Source organism: Novosphingobium rosa NBRC 15208 (assembly GCF_001598555.1).
Taxonomy (GTDB): Bacteria; Pseudomonadota; Alphaproteobacteria; order Sphingomonadales; family Sphingomonadaceae; genus Novosphingobium; species Novosphingobium rosa.
In genome coordinates, this window is the sequence record NZ_BCZE01000026.1 from 17,617 (window position 1) to 37,384 (window position 19,768).

The 19,768-nt window shown below is 61.1% G+C and carries 18 protein-coding genes; 11 read left to right on the top strand and 7 right to left on the bottom strand.

The features are described 5' to 3' along the window. Positions 1–251 precede the first annotated feature (251 nt). Both SR3_RS32785 and SR3_RS10670 read left to right on the top strand, forming a co-directional pair. The gene (locus SR3_RS32785; protein WP_407668162.1) at positions 252–623 is read left to right on the top strand and encodes an Arm DNA-binding domain-containing protein; all 372 of its coding nucleotides are present in this window, start codon (positions 252–254) and stop codon (positions 621–623) included. Between the two features lie 491 nt (positions 624–1,114). Then, entirely contained in the window at positions 1,115–1,612 is a 498-nt protein-coding gene (locus tag SR3_RS10670; RefSeq protein ID WP_157098781.1) for a hypothetical protein, read from the top strand. Between the two features lie 159 nt (positions 1,613–1,771). Here the strand turns inward: SR3_RS10670 and SR3_RS30550 are convergent, their stop codons facing one another. From SR3_RS30550 to SR3_RS10690, 5 genes are all read right to left on the bottom strand, one after another. Continuing rightward, positions 1,772–2,563 (bottom strand): redoxin domain-containing protein, encoded by a 792-nt coding sequence (locus tag SR3_RS30550; RefSeq protein WP_169805611.1) that lies wholly within the window; start codon positions 2,561–2,563, stop codon positions 1,772–1,774. A 110-nt stretch (positions 2,564–2,673) separates the two neighbouring features. Further along, on the bottom strand, positions 2,674–3,144 hold the full coding sequence (locus SR3_RS10675) for a MarR family winged helix-turn-helix transcriptional regulator (protein WP_068085097.1): 471 nt from the start codon (positions 3,142–3,144) through the stop codon (positions 2,674–2,676). Positions 3,145–3,175: 31 nt separating this feature from the next. After that, positions 3,176–4,297, bottom strand: a complete 1,122-nt coding sequence (locus SR3_RS10680; protein WP_218018800.1) for a pyridoxal phosphate-dependent aminotransferase — start codon at positions 4,295–4,297, stop codon at positions 3,176–3,178. A gap of 63 nt (positions 4,298–4,360) precedes the next feature. Continuing rightward, the gene (locus SR3_RS10685) at positions 4,361–5,659 is read right to left on the bottom strand and encodes an NAD(P)/FAD-dependent oxidoreductase (protein WP_068085103.1); all 1,299 of its coding nucleotides are present in this window, start codon (positions 5,657–5,659) and stop codon (positions 4,361–4,363) included. 17 nt (positions 5,660–5,676) lie between these two features. After that, positions 5,677–6,393 carry a DUF3830 family protein gene (locus SR3_RS10690; RefSeq protein ID WP_218018801.1) on the bottom strand — a complete coding sequence of 239 codons (717 nt, stop codon included), beginning with the start codon at positions 6,391–6,393 and terminating at the stop codon, positions 5,677–5,679. Positions 6,394–6,504: 111 nt separating this feature from the next. On the opposite strand from SR3_RS10690, the gene SR3_RS10695 reads away from it, so the two are divergent. The 5 genes from SR3_RS10695 (at position 6,505) to SR3_RS31260 (ending at position 13,241) form a co-directional block, all read left to right on the top strand. Beyond that, on the top strand, positions 6,505–8,607 hold the full coding sequence (locus SR3_RS10695; protein WP_281198720.1) for a TonB-dependent receptor: 2,103 nt from the start codon (positions 6,505–6,507) through the stop codon (positions 8,605–8,607). Positions 8,608–8,619: 12 nt separating this feature from the next. Then, the gene (locus SR3_RS10700; RefSeq protein WP_068085112.1) at positions 8,620–9,855 is read left to right on the top strand and encodes an MFS transporter; all 1,236 of its coding nucleotides are present in this window, start codon (positions 8,620–8,622) and stop codon (positions 9,853–9,855) included. Continuing rightward, the gene (locus SR3_RS10705) at positions 9,852–10,970 is read left to right on the top strand and encodes a M14 family metallopeptidase (protein ID WP_068085117.1); all 1,119 of its coding nucleotides are present in this window, start codon (positions 9,852–9,854) and stop codon (positions 10,968–10,970) included. The genes SR3_RS10700 and SR3_RS10705 overlap by 4 nt, the downstream gene beginning before the upstream one ends. After that, complete coding sequence (locus SR3_RS10710) at positions 10,967–12,916, top strand: alpha/beta hydrolase domain-containing protein (protein WP_068085120.1); 1,950 nt, start codon at positions 10,967–10,969, stop codon at positions 12,914–12,916. Before SR3_RS10705 ends, SR3_RS10710 begins: the two co-directional genes overlap by 4 nt. Before the next feature lie 157 nt (positions 12,917–13,073). Next, the gene (locus tag SR3_RS31260) at positions 13,074–13,241 is read left to right on the top strand and encodes a hypothetical protein (RefSeq protein WP_157098783.1); all 168 of its coding nucleotides are present in this window, start codon (positions 13,074–13,076) and stop codon (positions 13,239–13,241) included. Positions 13,242–13,700: 459 nt separating this feature from the next. Here SR3_RS31260 and SR3_RS10715 read toward each other — a convergent pair whose 3' ends face one another. Then, on the bottom strand, positions 13,701–14,483 hold the full coding sequence (locus tag SR3_RS10715) for an inositol monophosphatase family protein (protein WP_068085123.1): 783 nt from the start codon (positions 14,481–14,483) through the stop codon (positions 13,701–13,703). A gap of 117 nt (positions 14,484–14,600) precedes the next feature. On the opposite strand from SR3_RS10715, the gene SR3_RS10720 reads away from it, so the two are divergent. The 4 genes from SR3_RS10720 to SR3_RS10730 all read left to right on the top strand — a co-directional run bounded on the left by SR3_RS10720 (position 14,601) and on the right by SR3_RS10730 (position 18,333). Further along, positions 14,601–15,377 carry a DeoR/GlpR family DNA-binding transcription regulator gene (locus SR3_RS10720; RefSeq protein ID WP_068085125.1) on the top strand — a complete coding sequence of 259 codons (777 nt, stop codon included), beginning with the start codon at positions 14,601–14,603 and terminating at the stop codon, positions 15,375–15,377. Positions 15,378–15,411: 34 nt separating this feature from the next. Continuing rightward, entirely contained in the window at positions 15,412–16,551 is a 1,140-nt protein-coding gene (locus SR3_RS10725) for an MFS transporter (protein ID WP_068085128.1), read from the top strand. Between the two features lie 28 nt (positions 16,552–16,579). Then, positions 16,580–17,179 (top strand): hypothetical protein, encoded by a 600-nt coding sequence (locus SR3_RS30555; protein WP_218018802.1) that lies wholly within the window; start codon positions 16,580–16,582, stop codon positions 17,177–17,179. Positions 17,180–17,532: 353 nt separating this feature from the next. Beyond that, positions 17,533–18,333 (top strand): class I SAM-dependent methyltransferase, encoded by an 801-nt coding sequence (locus SR3_RS10730; protein ID WP_068085130.1) that lies wholly within the window; start codon positions 17,533–17,535, stop codon positions 18,331–18,333. A 175-nt stretch (positions 18,334–18,508) separates the two neighbouring features. On the opposite strand, the gene SR3_RS10735 is transcribed toward SR3_RS10730, so the two are convergent. Next, positions 18,509–19,201 carry a hypothetical protein gene (locus SR3_RS10735; RefSeq protein ID WP_157098784.1) on the bottom strand — a complete coding sequence of 231 codons (693 nt, stop codon included), beginning with the start codon at positions 19,199–19,201 and terminating at the stop codon, positions 18,509–18,511. Between the last annotated feature and the right edge of the window lie 567 nt (positions 19,202–19,768).

The window sequence follows — 19,768 nt, forward strand, 5'->3', positions numbered from 1 at the left end:
ATTCTCTCGATTCGAATCACGCGCACGATAGGATCCCAATTCTGACCGATATAAGGCCAGACTAATCTCGACGCGTCTTGCCAGAGTTAGACAGCCGTTGTGTCCGGATTTGTGTCATGATTTTTTGTGCGCCTGAGACCGAGGAAATCGGACTGTGGCAAAGAAAACTGCACTGACTCCCGCTTACCCTTGATGCCCTGACCAGCGGTTCGCTGGCAGACCTAAAATACCCCCGAACTGGCCATCGAGTTCTGCCTAGCGGGAAAAAGCGATGGCGTTATCGTCGGATAATGTTCGGTAAGGATCTTGTCGCCAAACTCTTCGGCGGACTTTATCCCGTCACTCCTACCGCCGATGCAAGAGCATGGGCACGCAGCTTGAACGAAAAGGTAGAGGCTGGGCTTGATCCGCGAGTCACTCAAAGGGAGGGAAAAGCGCTTGCGAAGATGACCGTGGCAAAGACCCACGTGCTTTATATGCGCCGACACCTTTGCCGGAACCGGCTTGTACATGCGTGTCGGCCACCCGGGCACTCGTGTGGCGGATCGGAAATTCCTTCATACGCAAGCGAGGTTCTCACGCCTCGGCACCACCTCGAACAGCAATGCCCCCATAAACTATGACGAATTCAAGAATGTGCAAGATCCATAGAAGTGCAAATTATATCAGTCATTTGATGAATAGGGATACAGGATCTCGCGCAGATCGGCTTTGCGCGGAACCATGGATGGCACATGCGAAGCCGCTGTCATGTTCCAGGCAACGCTGCAAACCCCCAACCGCGGATCCATCCGACCTGATTTTGCTCCCGTGCGGCCTTCTTCCGTCACCTTTGAAACGACCGGACAAGCTCTCGATGGGCGGCACGGCTCAGGACAAGCCACCCCCGGGTCGTCATCCCCGCAGAGATCTTCGTCAGATCCCGCCCAACAATCCATGATGCTCTACCTGCAGGTTGACCGGGCCACGAAAGCCCAGTTCCTTCAACGCTGCCATTTGCTGCCGCAGATCGACCATCCCATCGCCGATGGGCATCCAAACCGGCTGCCACCCTTTGGGACTCGCCTGCCAGAGATAATCCTTGACGGTGATAGCCCGGATCGCAGGCGCCGCAATGGCCCAGATCGTAGTTGAACCCGACCAGCTCCGGGTCGACATCGCGCAACACCGGCCACAGATCCCACAGATTGCCGCCGATCATCCCTACGCCGGAATAGGTGTGAAGCGCCAGTGCCGTCGCATGACGGCGATTGAGCTGCGCCAGGCCGCCAATCCGGGATCGCAAGGCGTCAAGCTGAGCCTGCCGCGACTCCGCCTGCCGGGTCAGGGCCACGGCGCGCGGCAGATCGCTGGCCACCAGTCGCTCTATGTCAATCTGAAGAACACCGGGCGCGTGGTGGTCTCGGGCGGTCTCTACCACTACACCGAAGAGAAAACCTATCACGAGATGCAGGATGTGGAGAAGGTCACGCAGACACCCGCCTCCCGCAAGAAAATCGACGATTTCTTCGAAAAGACGCATTCACAGCTCCGGATCGATCACAGCACATCGTTCCATCGCGGTGCACGCAAATCGCCGGGCTTCTACGATTATTCTGATCTGGAGCATTAAGAATTGAAAGCGAGGTCGCCTACCCCGGTAGTTCCACCCTGCTTTTCTGTAAAAGGATAGATCCCGACTTGCCGCCACCATCCTTACTTATAACAAAGCTTGATGGTGGCGGCCTTCCTCATGGGTGCTATCGAAGCCATGAGGGGCGGTGTCTCTAGATCAAGAAACGGGCAGATCGACGAAACGCAAATAAGGCCGCACAATGTCAACGCCTTGAGAATATAATTTCTCTGCTTCTGATTGGGGGAGTGACGGCGGGAGCATGACGCGGCCATTCTTCAACGTCCACTCCGGTGGTGTTGCCACGCGATCCGTGGCAGTAAGCCGTGCGGCAAGAGCAATGCGCAACATCTCAGAAAAATTACGCCCGTTTGTGATCGGATAGGCTGACAAAGCTGCGATCTTTCCCTGCGGGTCAATCAGGATCGAAGCACGCTGAAGTCCAGTTCCTGAACTGTCAACCAGCCCATAGGTTGCCGCAATGGACAAATCGCTGTCGCTGATGATGGGCCAAGACGGATGGATAGCAAAATCATCGGCCAGGTCACCAAGCCAATTGGTGACAGCCTGCGCAGGATCGCAAAGTAGCGTTACCAAGCCAATATCTTCGGAAGAAAACTCCCCAGCCAACCTGGCCAATTCTGCAAATTCGACTGTGCAGGTCGGGGACAAGGCCTTGGCAGAAATGAGCAAAGTCCAGCGCCCTGCCCGCCATTCATGGAAGCTCTTCCCCTCCCCCATTGCAAAATCAGGTGCATTTTCACCTAAATTCAGCATTTTTGTTCTCCTGGCTTTGCAAAAACAGCTCTGGCTGAAAAATTTGTACGGCTCTTTGTCCCGAACCGTTGTTGCGGCGCCACCGGCAGGTGGAACGTGCTTCGGGGAGCGGCGCAGACGAAAAAGCTGACCTGGAGCGAACATCGACACAAAGCGACAATCGATCTCGCGCACGATCTCAACAAATAAAAGCGGGCGCCCCAATGATGCCGTTCAATCTCGAGCCTACACCTAAGCAGGTCGATCCCTTACAGCGCCACGCCCTGCCTGATTTTACCCAGGATTCAGTCGTCCGTCAGATTGATACCGATGCGCTGCAAAAGGCCGATCAGCGTCTCGATGTCTTCGCTCGACAGATCGACCATGGCACGGCGGAACTGCTCGGCCACCACCGGCGTCAATTTGTCGAGAACCTCATAACCTGCCTTGGTCAGCTCGACCACCGTCACGCGGTTGTCGGCTTCATCGGTCGAGGTGGAGGTCAACCCCATCTCGGTCATACGATCGACAATGCGGCTGACTGTCGATCGCTTGATCAGGGCCCGATCCGCAAGACGTGTGATCGCCGCCGGCTCATCCTCGCGCAGAACCGTCATGATACGGTACATATTCTTGTTCACGCCCTGCTTTTCAAGCACGGTGCTGACGTCCTCGTGATAGCGGAAATCAGCGTGGGCGATGAGATAGAACGGTGAATGCGCGAGGCGGAAGCCAGAATCCGTCGGGTCACAAATCTTGCGAAAATCAGTCTTCATGGCTGCCTCATTCCACCCCGGGCAGGCATCGTCAAGCCGCCTTCAGCCCGGAGAAGAAACCACGCAGCCGCTCCATTGCCTCCCCGATGCGCTCGGCCGACTGCGAACCGAAGCAGACCCGGAGATAACCTTCGCCCGCCGCGCCGTAAAAGCTGCCAGCCTCGACAACCACGCCGCATTCGTCGAGAATGCGATCAGCCAGCTCCTGCGAGGAAAGACCCGTCTCGCGCACACAGGGAAAGGCATAGATCGTACCCTGCGGCGGCATGCAGGTCACGCCGGGCATCTGGTTCATCGCGCGCACCACGATGTCGCGCTTGGCGCGATCGTCGCCCACCATGTGGGCCACGGCTTCATCGCCGCCCGTGACCGCCGCCAGGGCGCCGGCCTGGATGAAGGTGTTCACATGGGTCACCTCATTGGTGACGATCTTGCTCATTCCGCCGATCAGCTCGGCACTGGCGAAGGCATAGCCGATGCGCCATCCATCCATGGCATAGGCCTTGGTGAAGGCCGACAGGGTGATGGTGCGCTCGGCCATGCCGGGCAACGCGGCAATGGAAATATGGGCGTGACCGTCGAAGGTGATATACTCATAGACCTCGTCGGAGATCACCACCAGATTGTGGCGGATCGCCACCTCGGCCAAGGCCTCCAGTTCCTCACGCGTGTAAATCCGCCCGGTGGGGTTGCAGGGATTGACCAGCACGACGGCGCGGGTCTTTTCCGTTACTTTGGCCGCAATCCAGTCGGCACGCAGAGCGAAATCGTTCTCGGCATCGAGCGGCACCAGCACAACCTTGCCGCCACACAGCTCGATCTTGCCGACATGCTGGGGATAATAGGGATCCAGCAGGATCACCTCGTCGCCCGGATTGATTGTCGCCATGAAGGCGGCATAGGAGGCCTGGGTCAACCCATTGGTGACGAGCACCTGCCCCGCATCGACAGGCACGGCGTTGAAGCGTGTGATCTTCTCGGCCAGTGCGGCACGCAAGGCAGGCTGGCCCTGAAAGGAACTGTAGTGCACGTCGCCGGCCTTCAGAGCCGCGATGGTGGCGTCCTTGATGAAGTCCGGTGTGTCATGAACCGGCATGCCCAGCTCAAGATGGATCAGATCGCGATCCGCGATCGCGGCCGCCTTGGCGAACATGCCATAACTTTTTTTGGACGATGAGGTGATACGCGAAGACAAGAAAGACATGATGGTTTCCTGTTAAGAATTATGACTTTTCCCGATAAGGCGGCGGCGAAGCCCGGCCCCGGCCATCATCAGTCGCGGCACATGGCGAGCGAAGAAATAGCCTGGAATTGCACGCGGCGGCTGCGGGGGCATGCGCGATGGCGCCGCAGGGTCCAACGCCCAGTTCGCCGCTTCACGGCCGATGACCGAGGACATGGCGACCCCGCGCCCGTTGCAGGCCTGGATCGCGAGCACGCCTTCGTCACAGCGCACGAGCCGGGGCGTCAGGTCTGAATTGAGCCAGGCCATGCCGGTCCAGACCCGTTCGAGCGGCAGATGCCTCCAGCCCGGTATCATGGCCGTCATGCGGGCATTGGCTTCCGCTTCCAACTTCTCGTGATCCATCACATCGGGCATGGCGCGGGCTGTGATGAGCCGCCCTTCGGCATCGTAGCGGATGGTGAAGATGTCGGTCTGCACATCCGTCAACGCGTGCCCCTGTGGCAGGATAAGCGCGCGCAGATCCTCAGGAACGACGGCGGTGGCCATCTCGCAGACAGCCAGAGGCAACAGGCTGCGCGACAGGGGCCGCCACAAACCGGCATTGCCGCCGTTGGCTGCCAGAATGACGCGTCGGGCGCGGATTTCGCCCGCGCGTGTGGCCAGGCGGTAAACGCCATCGACCTTCTGGACGGCGCCCTGAACGTCGCCATTGAAGCACTGCACGCCCAAGGCTTGCGCACAGGCAAGCAGGCCGGTCCGATAGGCCAGCGGATCCAGCGCGCCGCCTGTGGGGTCAAGCACGGCGCCCGCGTAGCCGGTGCAACCGCTCAGGGCTGCAACCTCCTGCGCGTCGATGAGGCGCAGATCCTGACGGTAGGGCTGCCATTGCTCAACGGCGCGCCGGGCGGCGGCGGCCTGAGCCTCGGTAACATAAGGAGCCAGAAAGCCGCCTTGCACCGCGTCGCACGCAATGCCTTCGTTTCGGATGAGCGAAAAGGTGTAGGTGCCGCATTCGGCATAAAGGCCAAGCAACCCAGCCGCGGCTCCGGGGCCCAGGCGCTTGATGATGTCGGCAGGCTCGGCACGCACCAGTTGGGGCGCTACAATCCCCGCGCTGGCCGCCGTGGCCGAGGCCGCCCAGCGCTCGCCATCAATCAGCGCCACCGCCTTGCCGGCCTGCGCCAGATGATAGGCCGTGCTGGCGCCCAGCAAGCCGCCGCCCACGATTGCCACCTCGACATCGACCCTGCCCGTCAAGGACGCCATATCCACCCGCTTACGCGGCTTCATCGCCCATAAACTGCGCTCGGGCTGAATTTTGTCATGCATGGCCGGGTCCATGGCCGTCACTGGCCGCTGACCTGCGCGAACTGCAACTTGCAGGCGCCGCTGCGGCGGATCGCGCGGCAGGCCGCGACATAGGCGTCCATGTCCTCGGCAACGACACGTCCGCTGACCGAAGCCATGATCCAGCCCATGGGCATCAGCAGTCGGGCGCCATCGCCATAGAACAGCCCGATATCGAAGAAGTCGGCCGGAGGCTGGCCCACCCAAGTGCCCTTGGGCGCGAACACGGTCGCAATATCGCCGGCTGCCGGAAAGCTCGTCGCGTTTTCCAAGGGAATTGCAGCAAAAGCACCGGTGCCGGTCGGAAAGGCGTCACTGGTGATGGGGCACGAGATTTCCGGCCCGGTCCACATCGCATGCTGCGCAAAATGATCCGCTCCGCCGCCAGCCAATTGCCAAAGTGCCTCGGCGTTGAGCGGTGCCTGCCCATCGAGCAGTTCGATGCGACAGTTAAGACCTGAACCTGATTCGGTAACACGAATGACTCGCCCCATGGCGGACCTCCAGAAAAATGCTTGCCCTTTGGGTATGGACACTGCTCCACATTTGCAACCATTTTCACATATCATCGGAGCAACGAGGGAACTTAAAGATAACATTCTTCCAAAAAATGCTTTGTAATTCCCTGATAAAATCATATTTTCGTGGATATGGTGGTCATTTACCCCATGCGCCGCCCCCTCAATCACGAAGATGCCTCTTGAGATTGCGTCCATATGCACGCATGATCCGTCCACATTCACACAAATTGTGAAAGTTTCAGGGACGCACGTCAGTCAACAGGGTAAGGAGGGACCATGATGTCAAATTCAGCAGCCAAGCGCAGAATGACACTCAAGACAGCACTCTTGCTGTTCACAGCACTCGGATCAGCACAGCAGGCCTTTGCCGAGGATACGGCGCCGGCCCCCCATCCTTCCGAGGAAACGTCGGGTGACATCGTGGTAACCGCTCAAAGGCGCCAGGGCAGCGCGCAGAGCATTCCCATGGCAATCCAGGTGCTCAGCGGCACCGAGATCCAGAAGCGCAACATTGCCACCCTCGACCAGATCGCCGTGCTCACCCCTGGCCTGAAGGTCGATAACAATGCTGGGCGTGGTTACGTCTTCATCCGCGGCATCGGCACGGATTCGGTCGGCATCGGCGTGGACCCCAGCGTGGCGACCTATGTCGATGGCGTTTACAACTCGCGCGGCAACTCGGTGTTCGGAGCGCTGTGGGATCTCGACCACGTCGAGGTTCTCAAGGGTCCGCAAGGCACGCTCTATGGCCGCAACGCCACCGGCGGGGCGATCCTGACCGTCACCAAGCAGCCGACGCTGGGAAAATATGAGGGCTATGGCCTGGCCAGCTACGGCAACTTCAACCGCAAGCGCGTCGAAGCTGCCGTCAATGTGCCAATCGGCCAGATCGCCGCGCTGCGTGTCAGCGGCGTTTATACCGCCGACGATGGCTATATGCACAATCTCTACACCAATCAGACGGTGGGCGGCCAGAACATCAAGGGAGGCCGCGCCACTCTGCTGGTGGAACCCGCCGATGGCCTCAAGATCAGCCTGACCGGCTCGATCATCGACCAGCACGGCAGCAAAGGCACAACCTTCAAGCTGGACACCAGCCAGCCCAGTCCCACACTGGCCAAATATCCCTCGGCCACCGTGCCGTCCGGTCCCTATGACGTGAACTACAACCTGCCCAACAACGCTGAACTCAATGCGCGCAGCACCGCGCTGACGATCAGCTATGACCTTGGCCCGGTTTCGATGAAGAGTGTGACCGGCTACAATTACACTGAGACCAACCGAGTCCTCGATTTCGATGCCACGCAGGCGCAGGTCAACGAGACCTACAAGGGCCTCGAGACATCAAAGGCCTTCACCCAGAGCATCCAGTTCAACAATCAAGTGCCCGGCCGCTTCAACTGGATGGTCGGCGGTGACTATATGCATGAGGATCTGGCGGCCGACATCCGTTCACGCTTTGCTCCCGGCACGCCTGACCGTATCCTGCTCGCCAGCAATTCGGTCTCGGCGATGAGCGCCTTTGTCGATCTGAACTACGAGATCGTGCCCAAGCTGAAACTGCTGGCCGGTGTGCGTTACAGCCATGAGGTCAAGAACTTCTTCTTCAACACCCCCAGCCGCGGGTCCTGGGACCAGCCCACGCCCAAGTTCGGGCTGGAATATGCCTTCAACCGCGACGTGATGCTCTATGCCACTGCCACGCAAGGGTTCAAGAGCGGCGGCTTCAACTCGAGCGCGGTGCAGCCCCCCTTCAATCCGGAAAAGATCTGGAGCTATGAGGGCGGTATCAAGTCGAGTTGGCTGAAGAACACGGTCACGGCCAACCTGTCGGCGTTCTATTACGACTATACCAACCTGCAGGTCACCCAGCTTCCCGCCAACGGCACGGTGCCCATCACCACCAATGCCGGCTCCGCCACCATCAAAGGCCTTGATCTGGAACTGTCCTGGCATCCCACCCGTGCCTTCCATATCGGGATCAACGGCACGGCTCTGGACAGCAAATATGGCAATCTGGCGCTTCAGAACGTCAGCCTGGCCGGCTCGCCCTTCGTGAGTGTCAACGGCTTCCAGATGGCCCGCGCGCCCAAGCTGAGCGGCTCGATCGATACCGCGTACACCTGGGATCTGAAGGGCAGCACGCTGACGCTGGGCGCAGACATGCGTTACACCTCGCGCACCTACTTCTCACCCTTCATGACCAAATTCGTGTCGCAGTCGGCCTTTGCTCTGGTTAATGCTCGCCTGACCTGGGCGGTGCAGAAGGTGGAAGTCTCGGCTTTCGTCAACAATCTGACGAACAAGTTCTACGTCATCACGGCGCAGACCTATCCGACCTCGATCGGCACCAGCTATCTGCCGGCCGAGCCGCGCAGCTTCGGCGCCTCGATCAAATATTCGTTCTAAGGGAGTAACGGTTTGACCGGTCTCGATGAAATACGGCGCGGTTGGCGCATTCTGCTGGCGGCGACGGTCGGCATCGGGACCGGTCTGACGACCTTTGTCTATTACACGCTGGGGGTGTTTCTGGCACCTCTGGCCAAGGCCTTCGCCTGGCGCGATGCCGATATCATGCTGGCGGTGACCATCGTGCTGATCGGCGCCAGCGCGCTGGGACCGCCCATCGGCCTGCTGGTCGACCGCATCGGGGCTCGGCGCGTTGCCCTGTGGTCGGTGGCGGGCGCCGGTTTCGGGTGGATGGGGCTATCGCTCATCACCCCCTCGCTGCCCGTCTATTACGCAGCCTTCGCGCTGCTTACCCTGCTGGGCGCGGGCACGCTGCCGCTCACCTGGACGCGCATGGTCGTCGCCCATTTCGACAAGGCACGCGGCCTGGCGCTGGGCATCTGCATGGTGGGAACCGGACTGTTCGGCAGCGGGATCAAGCTGCTGGCCTTTCAGGTGCTCGACAGCATGGGGTGGCGTTTAGGCTTCGTCGCCATCGGCGCCTGCCTGCTCGCCATCACCTGGCCGATCGCATGGTTTTTCCTCCCCCGCGATACGCCTGCCCTGCCAAGCGCTGCGGCTGCCCCGGACGCCAAGCCGCGCCTGAGCCAGATGCTTGCCAACCGCCACGTCTGGATCATGGCGGGGGCCTTTCTGGTGCTGTCGCTGGCCATTTCAGGGGTTATCCCCAATCTCGAACGCTTCCTCACGCAGAGCGGCTTTGACCGGCGCAGCGCCGTCGAGATCGCCGCGTTTTATGGACTGGGCATCATCGCTGGTCGCCTGGTTACGGGCGCAATGCTGGACCGGTTCTGGGCGCCCGCAGTGGTGGCGGTGATGCTGCTGCCCACAGCGGCCGCATTGGTGGCGCTGGCCTATGTCCACCTTTCCGCGCCTCTCGCCAGCCTGCTGGTCTTCGTGCTGGGTACGGCGGCGGGTGTCGAATATGACGCGCTGGCCTTTCTGATCTCGCGCTATTTCGGACGCCTGGTCTATGGCGCCACCTATGGGCTGATCTACATCGGCTTTGCCATCGGCGCTGGCCTTGGGCCCTGGCTGTTCACCCGCCTGTCGCAGCAGGCCGGTGCCTATCCCACCCTCTTTGTCGGCAGCGCCGCGCTGATCGGCGTGGCCTGCGTCCTTCTCCTCACACTCGGCGCCTATCCGGCCCGTGACGCCCTCACTCAATCTGACCCGGACCTTGCATGACCCATACCATCGACACGGTTGCCCTGCCCGCCACCAGCCCCGGCACCTGCCGCCAGATCCGCTTTCACCGCTTCAAGGGTGGCAGCGGTCCGCGCGTCTATGTGCAGGCCGCGCTGCATGCCAACGAGACACCGGGCCTCGTCATCCTGCACCACCTGCTGGCCGCCGTGATCGAGGCCGACCGCAAGGGTGAGATCCAGGGTGAGATCGTGCTGGTGCCCTATGCCAATCCCATCGGCCTGTCCGACAATGTGCTGGGCAACCAGATCGGGCGCGAGGCGCTCGACGGCGGCGGCAATTACAATCGTGGCTGGCCTGACCTTGGTCAGCTGGCCGTGTCGCGCCTGGCTGGCAGGCTGGGCGACGATCAGATGGCCAATCAGGTGTTGATCCGCGCGGAAATCGCCGCCCTGCTCGCCGCCCTGCCTCGCCCGAACGAAGTGGTGGCCATGCAGCTGGCGCTGCTCAGTGAAGCCTCGCGGGCCGATATCGTGCTCGACGTTCACACCGAACTGGTCGCTGTGCCGGGCATGGTGGTAGGGCCCTGGTCGATGACGCGCATGCAGGCGCTGGTGGACCGCGTCGCGCCCGATGTTGTGCATGTCACCGATACGCCGCTGCTCTTCGATTCCGCCTCGTCGCGCATCTGGCACACGATCGCCGAGGCCTATCCCGAAGCCGCCATCGGCCAGCCCTGCGTCTCGGCGACGCTGGAGCTGCGCGGCGTCACCGATGTGTCGGACGAACTGGCCGGTGGCGATGCAGCCGCGATCATGGACTTCCTGCGCGATTCCGGGGTGATCACCTCGCCAGCTCCTGCGGCCACGCCCTGGCCGGGCACGCTCAGCCCCCACAAGGCGATCCTGATGCAGCGCACGCCGGTCGGCGGCGTGATCGTCTATCGCCAGCCTCTGGGAACCCGCGTGGCACAGGGCCAGCATATCGCCGACATCATCGACCCGGCTGCCGACGATCCGGAGCAAGGTCGCACGCCGCTGTTTGCTGCGCGCGAAGGACTGCTCTATGCCTATATCCTCAACCATCTGGTGCGCCCCAATGATATTGTGGTGAAGATCGCCGGCTCCGACGTGTGGACCCCGGAGGCCCCGGAATGAGCGTCCGCCGGATCGAGATCACCCGCCGCGACGAGCCTGCCTTCGATGGCGCCGCCTTCGGCGAACATGGCCCCTATATGCGCCTGGCAGGTTGCCTGCATATGGAGGCCGATCCCGCCGAGCCCGCTAACGCCGGGATCGCACTCATTGACCGTGCCCCGGTCAATGAAAGGGGCATGATCGAATATCGCCTGGATTTCTGCCTGTACACGCCGGTCGATGCGGCCAGGGGCAGCGGCTGGATATTCTACGACTTCCTCAATCGTGGCTCACAGCGCGCGATCATGCGGATCAACAATGCGCCCTTTTCGGTCATGCCCGAAACGGTCGAGCAGTTGGGAAATGCTTTCCTGATGCGCGAAGGCCATACTGTCCTGTGGACCGCATGGCAGGGAAATGTCGAACCCGCCGGCGGCCCGATGCTGGCCGATCTGCCCGTGGTGTCAGGCTACACCGGCATGACGCGCGAAGAAGTTGTGGTGGATGCCGTGGATTCTATCCGTGGCGCCAGCATCAGCGACGTGAGCGACAGCGGCTTTGTGCTCCATCTGTCCTACCCCGCAGCCGACCGCGACAAGGCAAGCCTCTCGGTGCGCCCTTGCGCCGATGCGCCACGCAGCCTTCCCGAGGGCGTCACTTGGGAATGGATCGATGACCGGCGCATCCGCATCGCCATCGCTCCCGGTACGGGCATCGACCGGGGGGCCATCCACGAATTTCTCTATGAAGCCCGCGATCCGGTCGTGATGGGGCTGGGTTATGCCGGCATCCGTGACGCGCTCAGCTTTTTCCGGCACGAAGCCGCCGATGCGCAAGGCCATGCCAACCCGCTGTGGCGCAGCGACACGGACACCCCAGCGATCCGCCGCATCATGGGCTTCGGCCTGTCGCAGAGCGGGCGCGTGCTGCGCGATTTCGTCTGGCAGGGCTTCAACGCCGATCTTTCGGGACGCCCGGTCTTCGATGGCATCATCCCGATCATCGGCGGCAGCCGCAAGGCCTGGGTCAACGCGCCCTTCTCGCAGCCGGGCCGCTATTCGCGCCAGCATGAGGATCACGACTTTCCCGGCGACCAGTTCCCCTTCACCTACACGCCCACTCGCGACCCGGTGAGCGGCCAGACCGACGATATCCTCGCCCGCGCCCGCGCGGAGGGTGTATCGCCCAAGGTGATGCATCTCGACACCGATTCCGAGGTCTGGTCCGCGCGCGGTTCGCTGATCGTCACCGATCCGCAGGGTCAGGACATCATACTACCGGAGGATGTCCGCGCCTATCTGGCGGCCGGCGTTGCCCACGGCGACTATCCGGTGCCCTCAGGCCATGTGCTGGCGCTACCCACCAATCTGTTGACCTATGGCTCGCTGCTGCGCGCGCTGATCGCTGCGATGCGGCAATGGGTTGATGACGGCATCGCGCCGCCTCCCAGCGCCTATCCCACCCATGGCAATGGCGGGCTGATGACGCTGGCGGCATGGCAGGCGCGCTTTCCCGCTTTGCCAGCCATGCCTGCCGCGCAGCATCTCAATGCGCTGCGCAATCGTGACCATGATCATGTGCCGCCAGTGGCGGGCCCGGACTATCCGGTCTTCGTCCCGGCCACCGATGCGGATGGCAACACCGCCCGGGGCGTGGCCCATCCGTTGCTCAGCGCCCCTCTCGGCACCCATGCGGGCTGGACGGTGCGACAGAGCGGCTATGCCCCGGGGCATCTCTACAGCGTCTATGGCGCGATGCTTCCTTTTGCGCCCGACCAGGCGGCGCGACATGCGGCGCGAGATCCGCGTGCATCTTTTGCCGAGCGATACGGCGACGAGGCCGGCTGGCACGCAGCTTTGGTCAAGGCTTGCAAGACTCTGGTTGCGGACCGCCTGCTGCTGCCTGAGGATGCCGAGCAACTCCTGAGGCATGCACGGCCAGACCTCACGTCTTTTGGTCTGATTTGAAGATCTTCCTGTCTGGGCAAGGTGGGTAGCGCAGCCATTCGGGGCCTGGCAGCGCTACATATCCGAACCGCGCCGGCACATCATCGCCGCCACGCCGACATTGCAGGAACGGGAGGTTGCCAAACAGGCCCCGCTGCTCAGGGACGTTCCGCAAGCCTTGCAGGAACGTTCCATCCCGGCCCCGCAGGCCGATCCGGTCGCGCGGACGGGGCTTGTTGCCCTGGGCCATGCGCTGGCGGCCTGGTTCGCCGAACCCGGAGCGGGCTGGCCAATTATCCTGATCGGGGCTTTCGCGACCTGCCGGACACTGACAGTCTCGAATTGAGCCATCGTGTCGGTGATCTCCCGGCTTGGCCTGAGTAGATTCTTATGAGGCACGCCAAAGACAGACCGGCCAATACCCTCGGCGGCAAGGGCAGATCCCATCTCCGACAGCCCCCAGCCAGCTGAAAGCATATGCATTGGCCTCAGCCCCTGCCGGCTTTCCGTCGCTCACGCCGGTATGCGCGAACGGCGTGATTGGGGTCGAGAGGCGCTGTTTCGACCCGGTGGAGAGAGCCGCTCATAAAGCGGACCAATACATCCCATAGCGGGCAGTCGATAGCAGCCTTCTGCTCATTTGAGATTTCGATCCTTCAGCCTCCGCTGCATTCGTCGCGTTCCACCTCGCCGATCGTGCTGCGATCCCACAAAAGGCCGCCCCGGAGAAGAATCCGGGGCGGCAGGTTGGCCGCCCCCAAAGAGGTCGGGACGGCGGGATACGGGGAAAGTCACAGGGAGAAGGTCACGCCAGCAGCACGCGCAGCGCCCGATCGCAAAGATCCGCCGTGGCCGCCGCGATGATTGGCCCACCTTCCTCGGGACGCCCTCCATCGATCCGTCGGACGACCCCACCCGCCTTCTCGATGATCGGGATCAGCGCCACGATGTCATAGGGCTGCAGAGACGGCTCGACGGCCAGGTCTATATGCCCTGCCGCCAGCATCGCCATGGCATAGCATTCGCCGCCATAACGGGTCATGCGCACCGCCCCTGCCAGCCTGTCGAAACCCCGTTTCAGGTCTTCAGGAAAATGCTCGGGCGAGGTTGTGTGCAAGATCGCGTGCGAAAGGGCGCCGACATCCCGCGTCGCCAAAGGGTGCCGGTGCCCTGCCCTTTCATAAAAGGCGCCATCGGCGTCGGCCCAGAAGCGCTCACCGGTGAAGGGCTGGGACATCATGCCCATCCGTGCGCGGCCCTCAAGCATCAAGCCGATCAGCGTGCCCCAGACCGGCAAGCCACAGATAAAGGGCCTTGTGCCATCCACCGGATCGAGCACCCAACAGTGCGAACCGCCTCCGGTCAGCCCCATTTCCTCGCCCAGAATCGCGTGGTCGGGAAAGGCGGCGGCAATGGCCGCGTGGATGGCGATCTCGGCCTCGTAGTCCGCTGCGGTCACCGGATCGAAACTGCAGCCCTCCTTGAATTTGGTCTCGATTTTCAGATCCGTTCGAAAGCGGGGCAAGGTTTCACGATCCGCGATATCAGCAAGGTGATGCAGGAAGGCGGCGGGGGGCCATGTCATCATAAAACATCCATTTATGCATGATGGTGAGGCGTCTATGCCGAATCATGCAAGTTTCATGACTATAAACACGCATGACCATGCATTTACAAGGCATGTTTTGCATGGTATTGCACGTTCATGATGAACACCCCGCCCCTTGCCCGCCGCGATGACATTGGCCGCCGCCTTGACGAAGGCCATGCCGTCAGCGCCGCCGATCTGGCCATCGAGTTTGACGTGTCGGAGGATGCCATACGGCGTGATCTGCGGACGCTGGCCGCGCAAGGGCGTTGCCGCCGCGTCTATGGCGGCGCCCTGCCGCTGTCCCCCGCATCGACGCCGATCAGCACCCGCATGCGGGAAGGCAAGGACAACAAGCGCAACCTTGCAGCCGCTGCACTGCCCCTCATTCAGCCGGGGGAACTGCTGTTCCTCGACAATGGCAGCACCAATCTGGCCCTGGCCACCATGCTGCCCACCGACATCGGCATCAGCGTGGCCACCAATGCGATTGCCATTGCCGCCGCCGTGCTGGCGCTGGGCGATATTCCCGTCATCATGATCGGGGGGCCGGTCGATCCGGACGTTGGCGGCTGCGTCGGCGCGGCTGCCACCCTTGCGGTGCAACAGCTCAACATCGACCGCACCTTTCTGGGCACATGCGCCCTCTCCATCGATGAAGGACTTGGCGCATTCGACAGCGACGATGCGATTTTCAAACGCGCCCTTGTCGATGTCAGCCGCCAGATCGTGGTCATGGCCACCACCGAAAAGCTGGAGACCCGCGCGCGGCACCGCATCGCGCCGCTCAGCCGCCTTTCGGCGCTTGTGGTCGAGCAGGATGCCATCAGCGCGGTTCCCCATCTTGCCGCTGCAGCCGCCACCCAACTTCTGATTGCGCCATCGAACCCATGATGCGCCGGCCCTGATATGCCCCGGAGATTTGACCATGCCTCACGCTGACTCGCCGTCGGCGCGCCTTGCCACGCGCCTGGCCTTCCTTGCCGCCGGTTTCGGCATTGCCTGCTGGGCGCCCCTCGTGCCCTTTGCGCAGCAGCGGCTGGCCGTCGACGCCGGCATGCTTGGCATGTTGTTGCTGTGTCTGGGCATCGGCTCCGTCGCGGCCATGATGGCCGTAGGCACGCTCAGCGCGCAATATGGCCCCCGCTTGATCATTCTGGCCAGCGGATTGGGCCTGGCGGGTTTTCTCCCTCTGCTTGCCGTGGCCGGCACGCCCGCCCTGCTGGGCACTGCGCTTCTGCTTTTCGGCGCTTGCCTGGGCTCTCTCGATGTCGCCATGAACATCCATGCCGTCGAGGTGGAGCGTGCCGGCAGCCGCCCGTTGATGTCGGGCTTCCATGCCCTGTTCAGCATCGGCGGCTTTGCCGGTTCGGCCATGATGACCTTGCTGCTCTCCCTTGGCACCGGCCCCCTGCGCAGCGCCATGCTCGGTTCCGTGCTGATCGTGGTCTCCATCACCCTTGCCACCCCCCGCCTGCTGCGCTTCAAAGCAGCCGAGGGTGAGCCGCATATCTCCATGCCGCGCGGAATCGTGCTGGTGCTGGCAACGCTTGCGGCGATCACCTTTCTGGCCGAAGGCGCGCTGCTCGACTGGAGCGCTTTGCTCATCACCGGAAAGGGCCTTGTGAGCGTGCAGCAAGGCGGGCTCGGCTATATGCTGTTCGCCATCGCCATGACCGCGGGCCGCCTGACGGGCGATGCCATGACCGCCCGCATCGGAGACCGCGCCGCTGTGCGTTGGGGCGGCATGGTGGCGGTCGGCGGGTTTCTGATGCTGCTCCTTGCGCCGATCGCAGCCGTGGCCCTGGCGGGCTTCATTCTGATCGGCCTTGGCGCGGCGAACATCGTGCCGGTGCTGTTCCGTCAAGCCGGCGCGCAAACCGTCATGCCCGCCAATCTGGCGATCGCGGCGCTGGCGACGACGGGCTATGCGGGCGTTCTCGTGGGGCCCGCGGCCATCGGCTTCGTGGCCAAGGGCATTGGCCTGACGGCGTCCTTCTGGATGCTGGCCGGGCTGCTCTGCCTTGTCCCGCTCAGCGCTGCCATCGCGACACCGCAGCAAACATGAATGCGCTGATGTGATGAATATCTGAAGCTTGGCCGTTTCGCCTCCTTCACACGAATGGCTTAGCTGGTGTGCAGATGGTCGCGGAGCGCAACAGGCTTCACCCAGCCATGCGGCAGCCTCCTGTAACCCGATTTACACAGATGACGGGCGAAGCAAATCGACGATAGAGCGGGCGGCGTTGCGTGACCGGTTTGACGATCCGCAACAGCCTGTTATGATTTCCTGGTCAGGAAGAGAAATGAGAAAAATCAGACGACTCGGCGACGGATATGAACCCTACGTCGATGAGCTTGACGGTAAACTGATCTACTCGCTTCCAGTCGATTCTGGTTTTCTCAGCTTCAGCTTCTCTTTCGAAATCTCAACGGATGACCTTTCCGTCCTTGAAACCGTCCCATATCGCCGTGCTGTATTGGAAATCGTTGCGCACACCATACTTCAGAATTCGACGCTTCCGGGCAGAGAGGAAATTACGCAGCACACGTTCGATGCGATCGTCTCCCAAGTTTTGCACGCTGCACCGGCAGCACTAAGAAACTATGTCGATACATTTGGTAAAGCTCACAATATCTGCATCGATATTTTTGTAAATCAAGCGATTGCCCGACGCGCTGGCGAAGAGAGTTAGCGCGCGAAGGCGAGGACAACACCAGTTGAACCGCACCGTATATGCCGGAGGCATCTGTGTCATAGCGCTGTGGTGGCGTGGTCCCTTATGGGCATGCCTCAAAAGGACCAAGGTGCCCCAAAGCCGGCACATTGCCATCGCCCTGGTCTGATGCTAACTATAAACGGACTAACGGAGCAAAGTGTCGTGATCCTCTAAAACAAGCGTCTGCGCATATTGACCAGCTCTGAAGCGGTTTTCGCGCAAGCCTTGATCATGCGCCTTTCGCATGATGGATCATCTACCAAGTCCGGCCTGAAGACCTTCTGGTGATAAAGGCAATGTGGGCCGGGCACAGACCTGTCAGGTTCTTTATGAAACATTCTCTCTCCACGGCTCATGACATCCATACCCATAATCAGGCCGCTTGGGACCGATTGGCCAAGCATGATTGCGAATGGTCGCGCCCTGTCTCCCCTGCGATCATCGCGGCAGCGCGATCCGGCCTGTGGTCGGTCCAGTTGACGCCAAACGATCTTCCCCGCCACTGGCTTGGCGATGTCCGAGGCAGGAAAATTCTCTGCCTTGCCTCGGCGGGAGGGCAACAGGCGCCTGTTCTGGCCGCCGCCGGTGCGCAAGTCACCGTCTTCGACACATCGCACCATCAGCTTGAACATGACAGGCAAGTGGCAGCCCGGGATGGGCTGTCGTTGGTGACGGTGCAGGGCGACATGGCTGATCTTTCGGCGTTCGATGACGCATGTTTCGACATCGTCTTTCACCCGATCTCGAACCATTATGCGCCCGATGTCCGCCCCGTCTGGCGTGAATGTTTCCGTGTCCTGCGCCCGGGAGGCCGGCTGCTGGCTAGCTTCTACAATCCTATCATCTTTGTTGGTGACCGCTCGCCGGATCTTCAGGCGCAAGGTCTCATTCGACCGCTGTATGCCATCCCCTATGCCGATACGGTAGATCTGGAACCGACAGCTCTGGCGGCCAAGGTCGAACGCGGCGAGGCACTGGTGTTTGGCCACAGCCTCACCGACCTCATCGCCGGTCAGATCGACGTCGGCTTTCAGATCGCTGGTTTTCAGGAAGATCAGGCGCTGACCCCGCGTTTCCTAATTGACCGCTACATACCAACTTTTATCGCAACACTGGCACTCAAAGCATAACCAATCGCCGGTGCGGTAAATCCACACCCCGCACCGGCTGAGACCTCCTTCAATGACAATTGACGGAACCGCGCCGTACAGTTCGTATACATTCGACGATGGTCTTTTATAAGCATACCAAAAAAAGGGCTGCGAACCGTTTCGACGAAAAAATTGCCATACCGTCTTAAATTACTTATTTTTCAATATCCGTACTGAAATCCGCAGGACTCATTGCATCAGGTAGAGCATTTCCACTGATCACACTCATCGAATGTCCACTCAGATTCGAGCGACTAAGAATTAAGCTGTGGAACCACAACGGAAATCGTTTCTCAATCCCGGTCGTCACTGGATCTCTCGTGGTTTCCACCCGGATTTTTTTGACCCCGATAGCCATCGGATCGATCATTTCCACACTGCCCGGCTCATTGATGTCCCGAAACCGCACCATCAGAGGCCACTTCTCGGGAGGAATGTCGGCCTTCCGTGATTCATGGCTCAATCTGCCGACGGCGGTGATCCAATCCTTCTGATCAATAGGAGGCCCGCCATTCAGCGCATTTACAGCCATATCGCCTAAACCGCCCCCAGCCATGGGCAACTTGAGCAATGCAAACAGAGGCCCATCCGGCAGATCAACCACAGTCGCCTGACCTTTCAGCCCTCCGACCATGCCAACCTTGGGCAAGGTTGGATCGAAGTAAGGGGCAGCAGTCACCGCGTAAACTGCAGACCCGCTTTTCACGCCATGCAAGGTTTGCACCTCGACCGTCATGCGAAATCGAAACGACCGCTGGAAACCGACCTGGCATCCGCCCAGCATTGCGGCATTCGCCACCAGAACCGCCCCACCAGCGAGACGCCGTAACATTGACCGACGGTTCATGTCATACCCTTGCGCAAGGTCATAGCTGCTATACCAATTTCCTTGCTGAATTCTGATGCTCGCGGTCGCTCATGTTATTAGAAGCCAAATGCACGCCAATCTTCTGCCTGCATGGCATCATGCACCTGCTTGCCGTGAGGAACGAGAACACCTCGACCTTCCTGAAGTCTACATATAAGGGACCGAGCCGACACTGCTCTCCGAGGCGGGTGCTATCGGGAAATCCGGGGCGGTTCAGTGCCAAACATCGCGTCCAACGGTCAGCAGGCGCTGACAAACCGGGCACTCAGGGCCCTCTGACCAGCCCCTCATAAGGTGCCATGCGTTCATAGGCCGTGGTCACCGGTTGAGGCTATTAGGTGGCTGGCCTAGCGGGCCTGCTAAAGGTTCAGGGTGTTTGCCACATCCCCTTCACTTTCAGCCATACATCCAAGCTCCTGGCAAAAGCGGTGAGGGAGAATGGCGCGCCGGCCGTGAGGGCAACATACATCACGACCATGTCATGACGGGATAGGCTGTCAGGCTGGGGCTCCGAAGCACCACCAACGCGAAAGAAGCGGCTGGAGC

Coding starts and splice junctions, on each gene's coding strand:
- SR3_RS10670 (WP_157098781.1), top strand. CDS start 1,115: ATGGCCCAGATCGTAGTTGAACCCGACCAGCTCCGGGTCGACATCGCG.
- SR3_RS10675 (WP_068085097.1), bottom strand. CDS start 3,144: ATGAAGACTGATTTTCGCAAGATTTGTGACCCGACGGATTCTGGCTTC.
- SR3_RS10680 (WP_218018800.1), bottom strand. CDS start 4,297: ATGTTCGCCAAGGCGGCCGCGATCGCGGATCGCGATCTGATCCATCTT.
- SR3_RS10685 (WP_068085103.1), bottom strand. CDS start 5,659: ATGCATGACAAAATTCAGCCCGAGCGCAGTTTATGGGCGATGAAGCCG.
- SR3_RS10690 (WP_218018801.1), bottom strand. CDS start 6,393: ATGGACGCAATCTCAAGAGGCATCTTCGTGATTGAGGGGGCGGCGCAT.
- SR3_RS10695 (WP_281198720.1), top strand. CDS start 6,505: ATGACACTCAAGACAGCACTCTTGCTGTTCACAGCACTCGGATCAGCA.
- SR3_RS10705 (WP_068085117.1), top strand. CDS start 9,852: ATGACCCATACCATCGACACGGTTGCCCTGCCCGCCACCAGCCCCGGC.
- SR3_RS10710 (WP_068085120.1), top strand. CDS start 10,967: ATGAGCGTCCGCCGGATCGAGATCACCCGCCGCGACGAGCCTGCCTTC.
- SR3_RS10715 (WP_068085123.1), bottom strand. CDS start 14,483: ATGATGACATGGCCCCCCGCCGCCTTCCTGCATCACCTTGCTGATATC.
- SR3_RS10720 (WP_068085125.1), top strand. CDS start 14,601: ATGATGAACACCCCGCCCCTTGCCCGCCGCGATGACATTGGCCGCCGC.
- SR3_RS10725 (WP_068085128.1), top strand. CDS start 15,412: ATGCCTCACGCTGACTCGCCGTCGGCGCGCCTTGCCACGCGCCTGGCC.
- SR3_RS10730 (WP_068085130.1), top strand. CDS start 17,533: ATGAAACATTCTCTCTCCACGGCTCATGACATCCATACCCATAATCAG.
- SR3_RS10735 (WP_157098784.1), bottom strand. CDS start 19,201: ATGAACCGTCGGTCAATGTTACGGCGTCTCGCTGGTGGGGCGGTTCTG.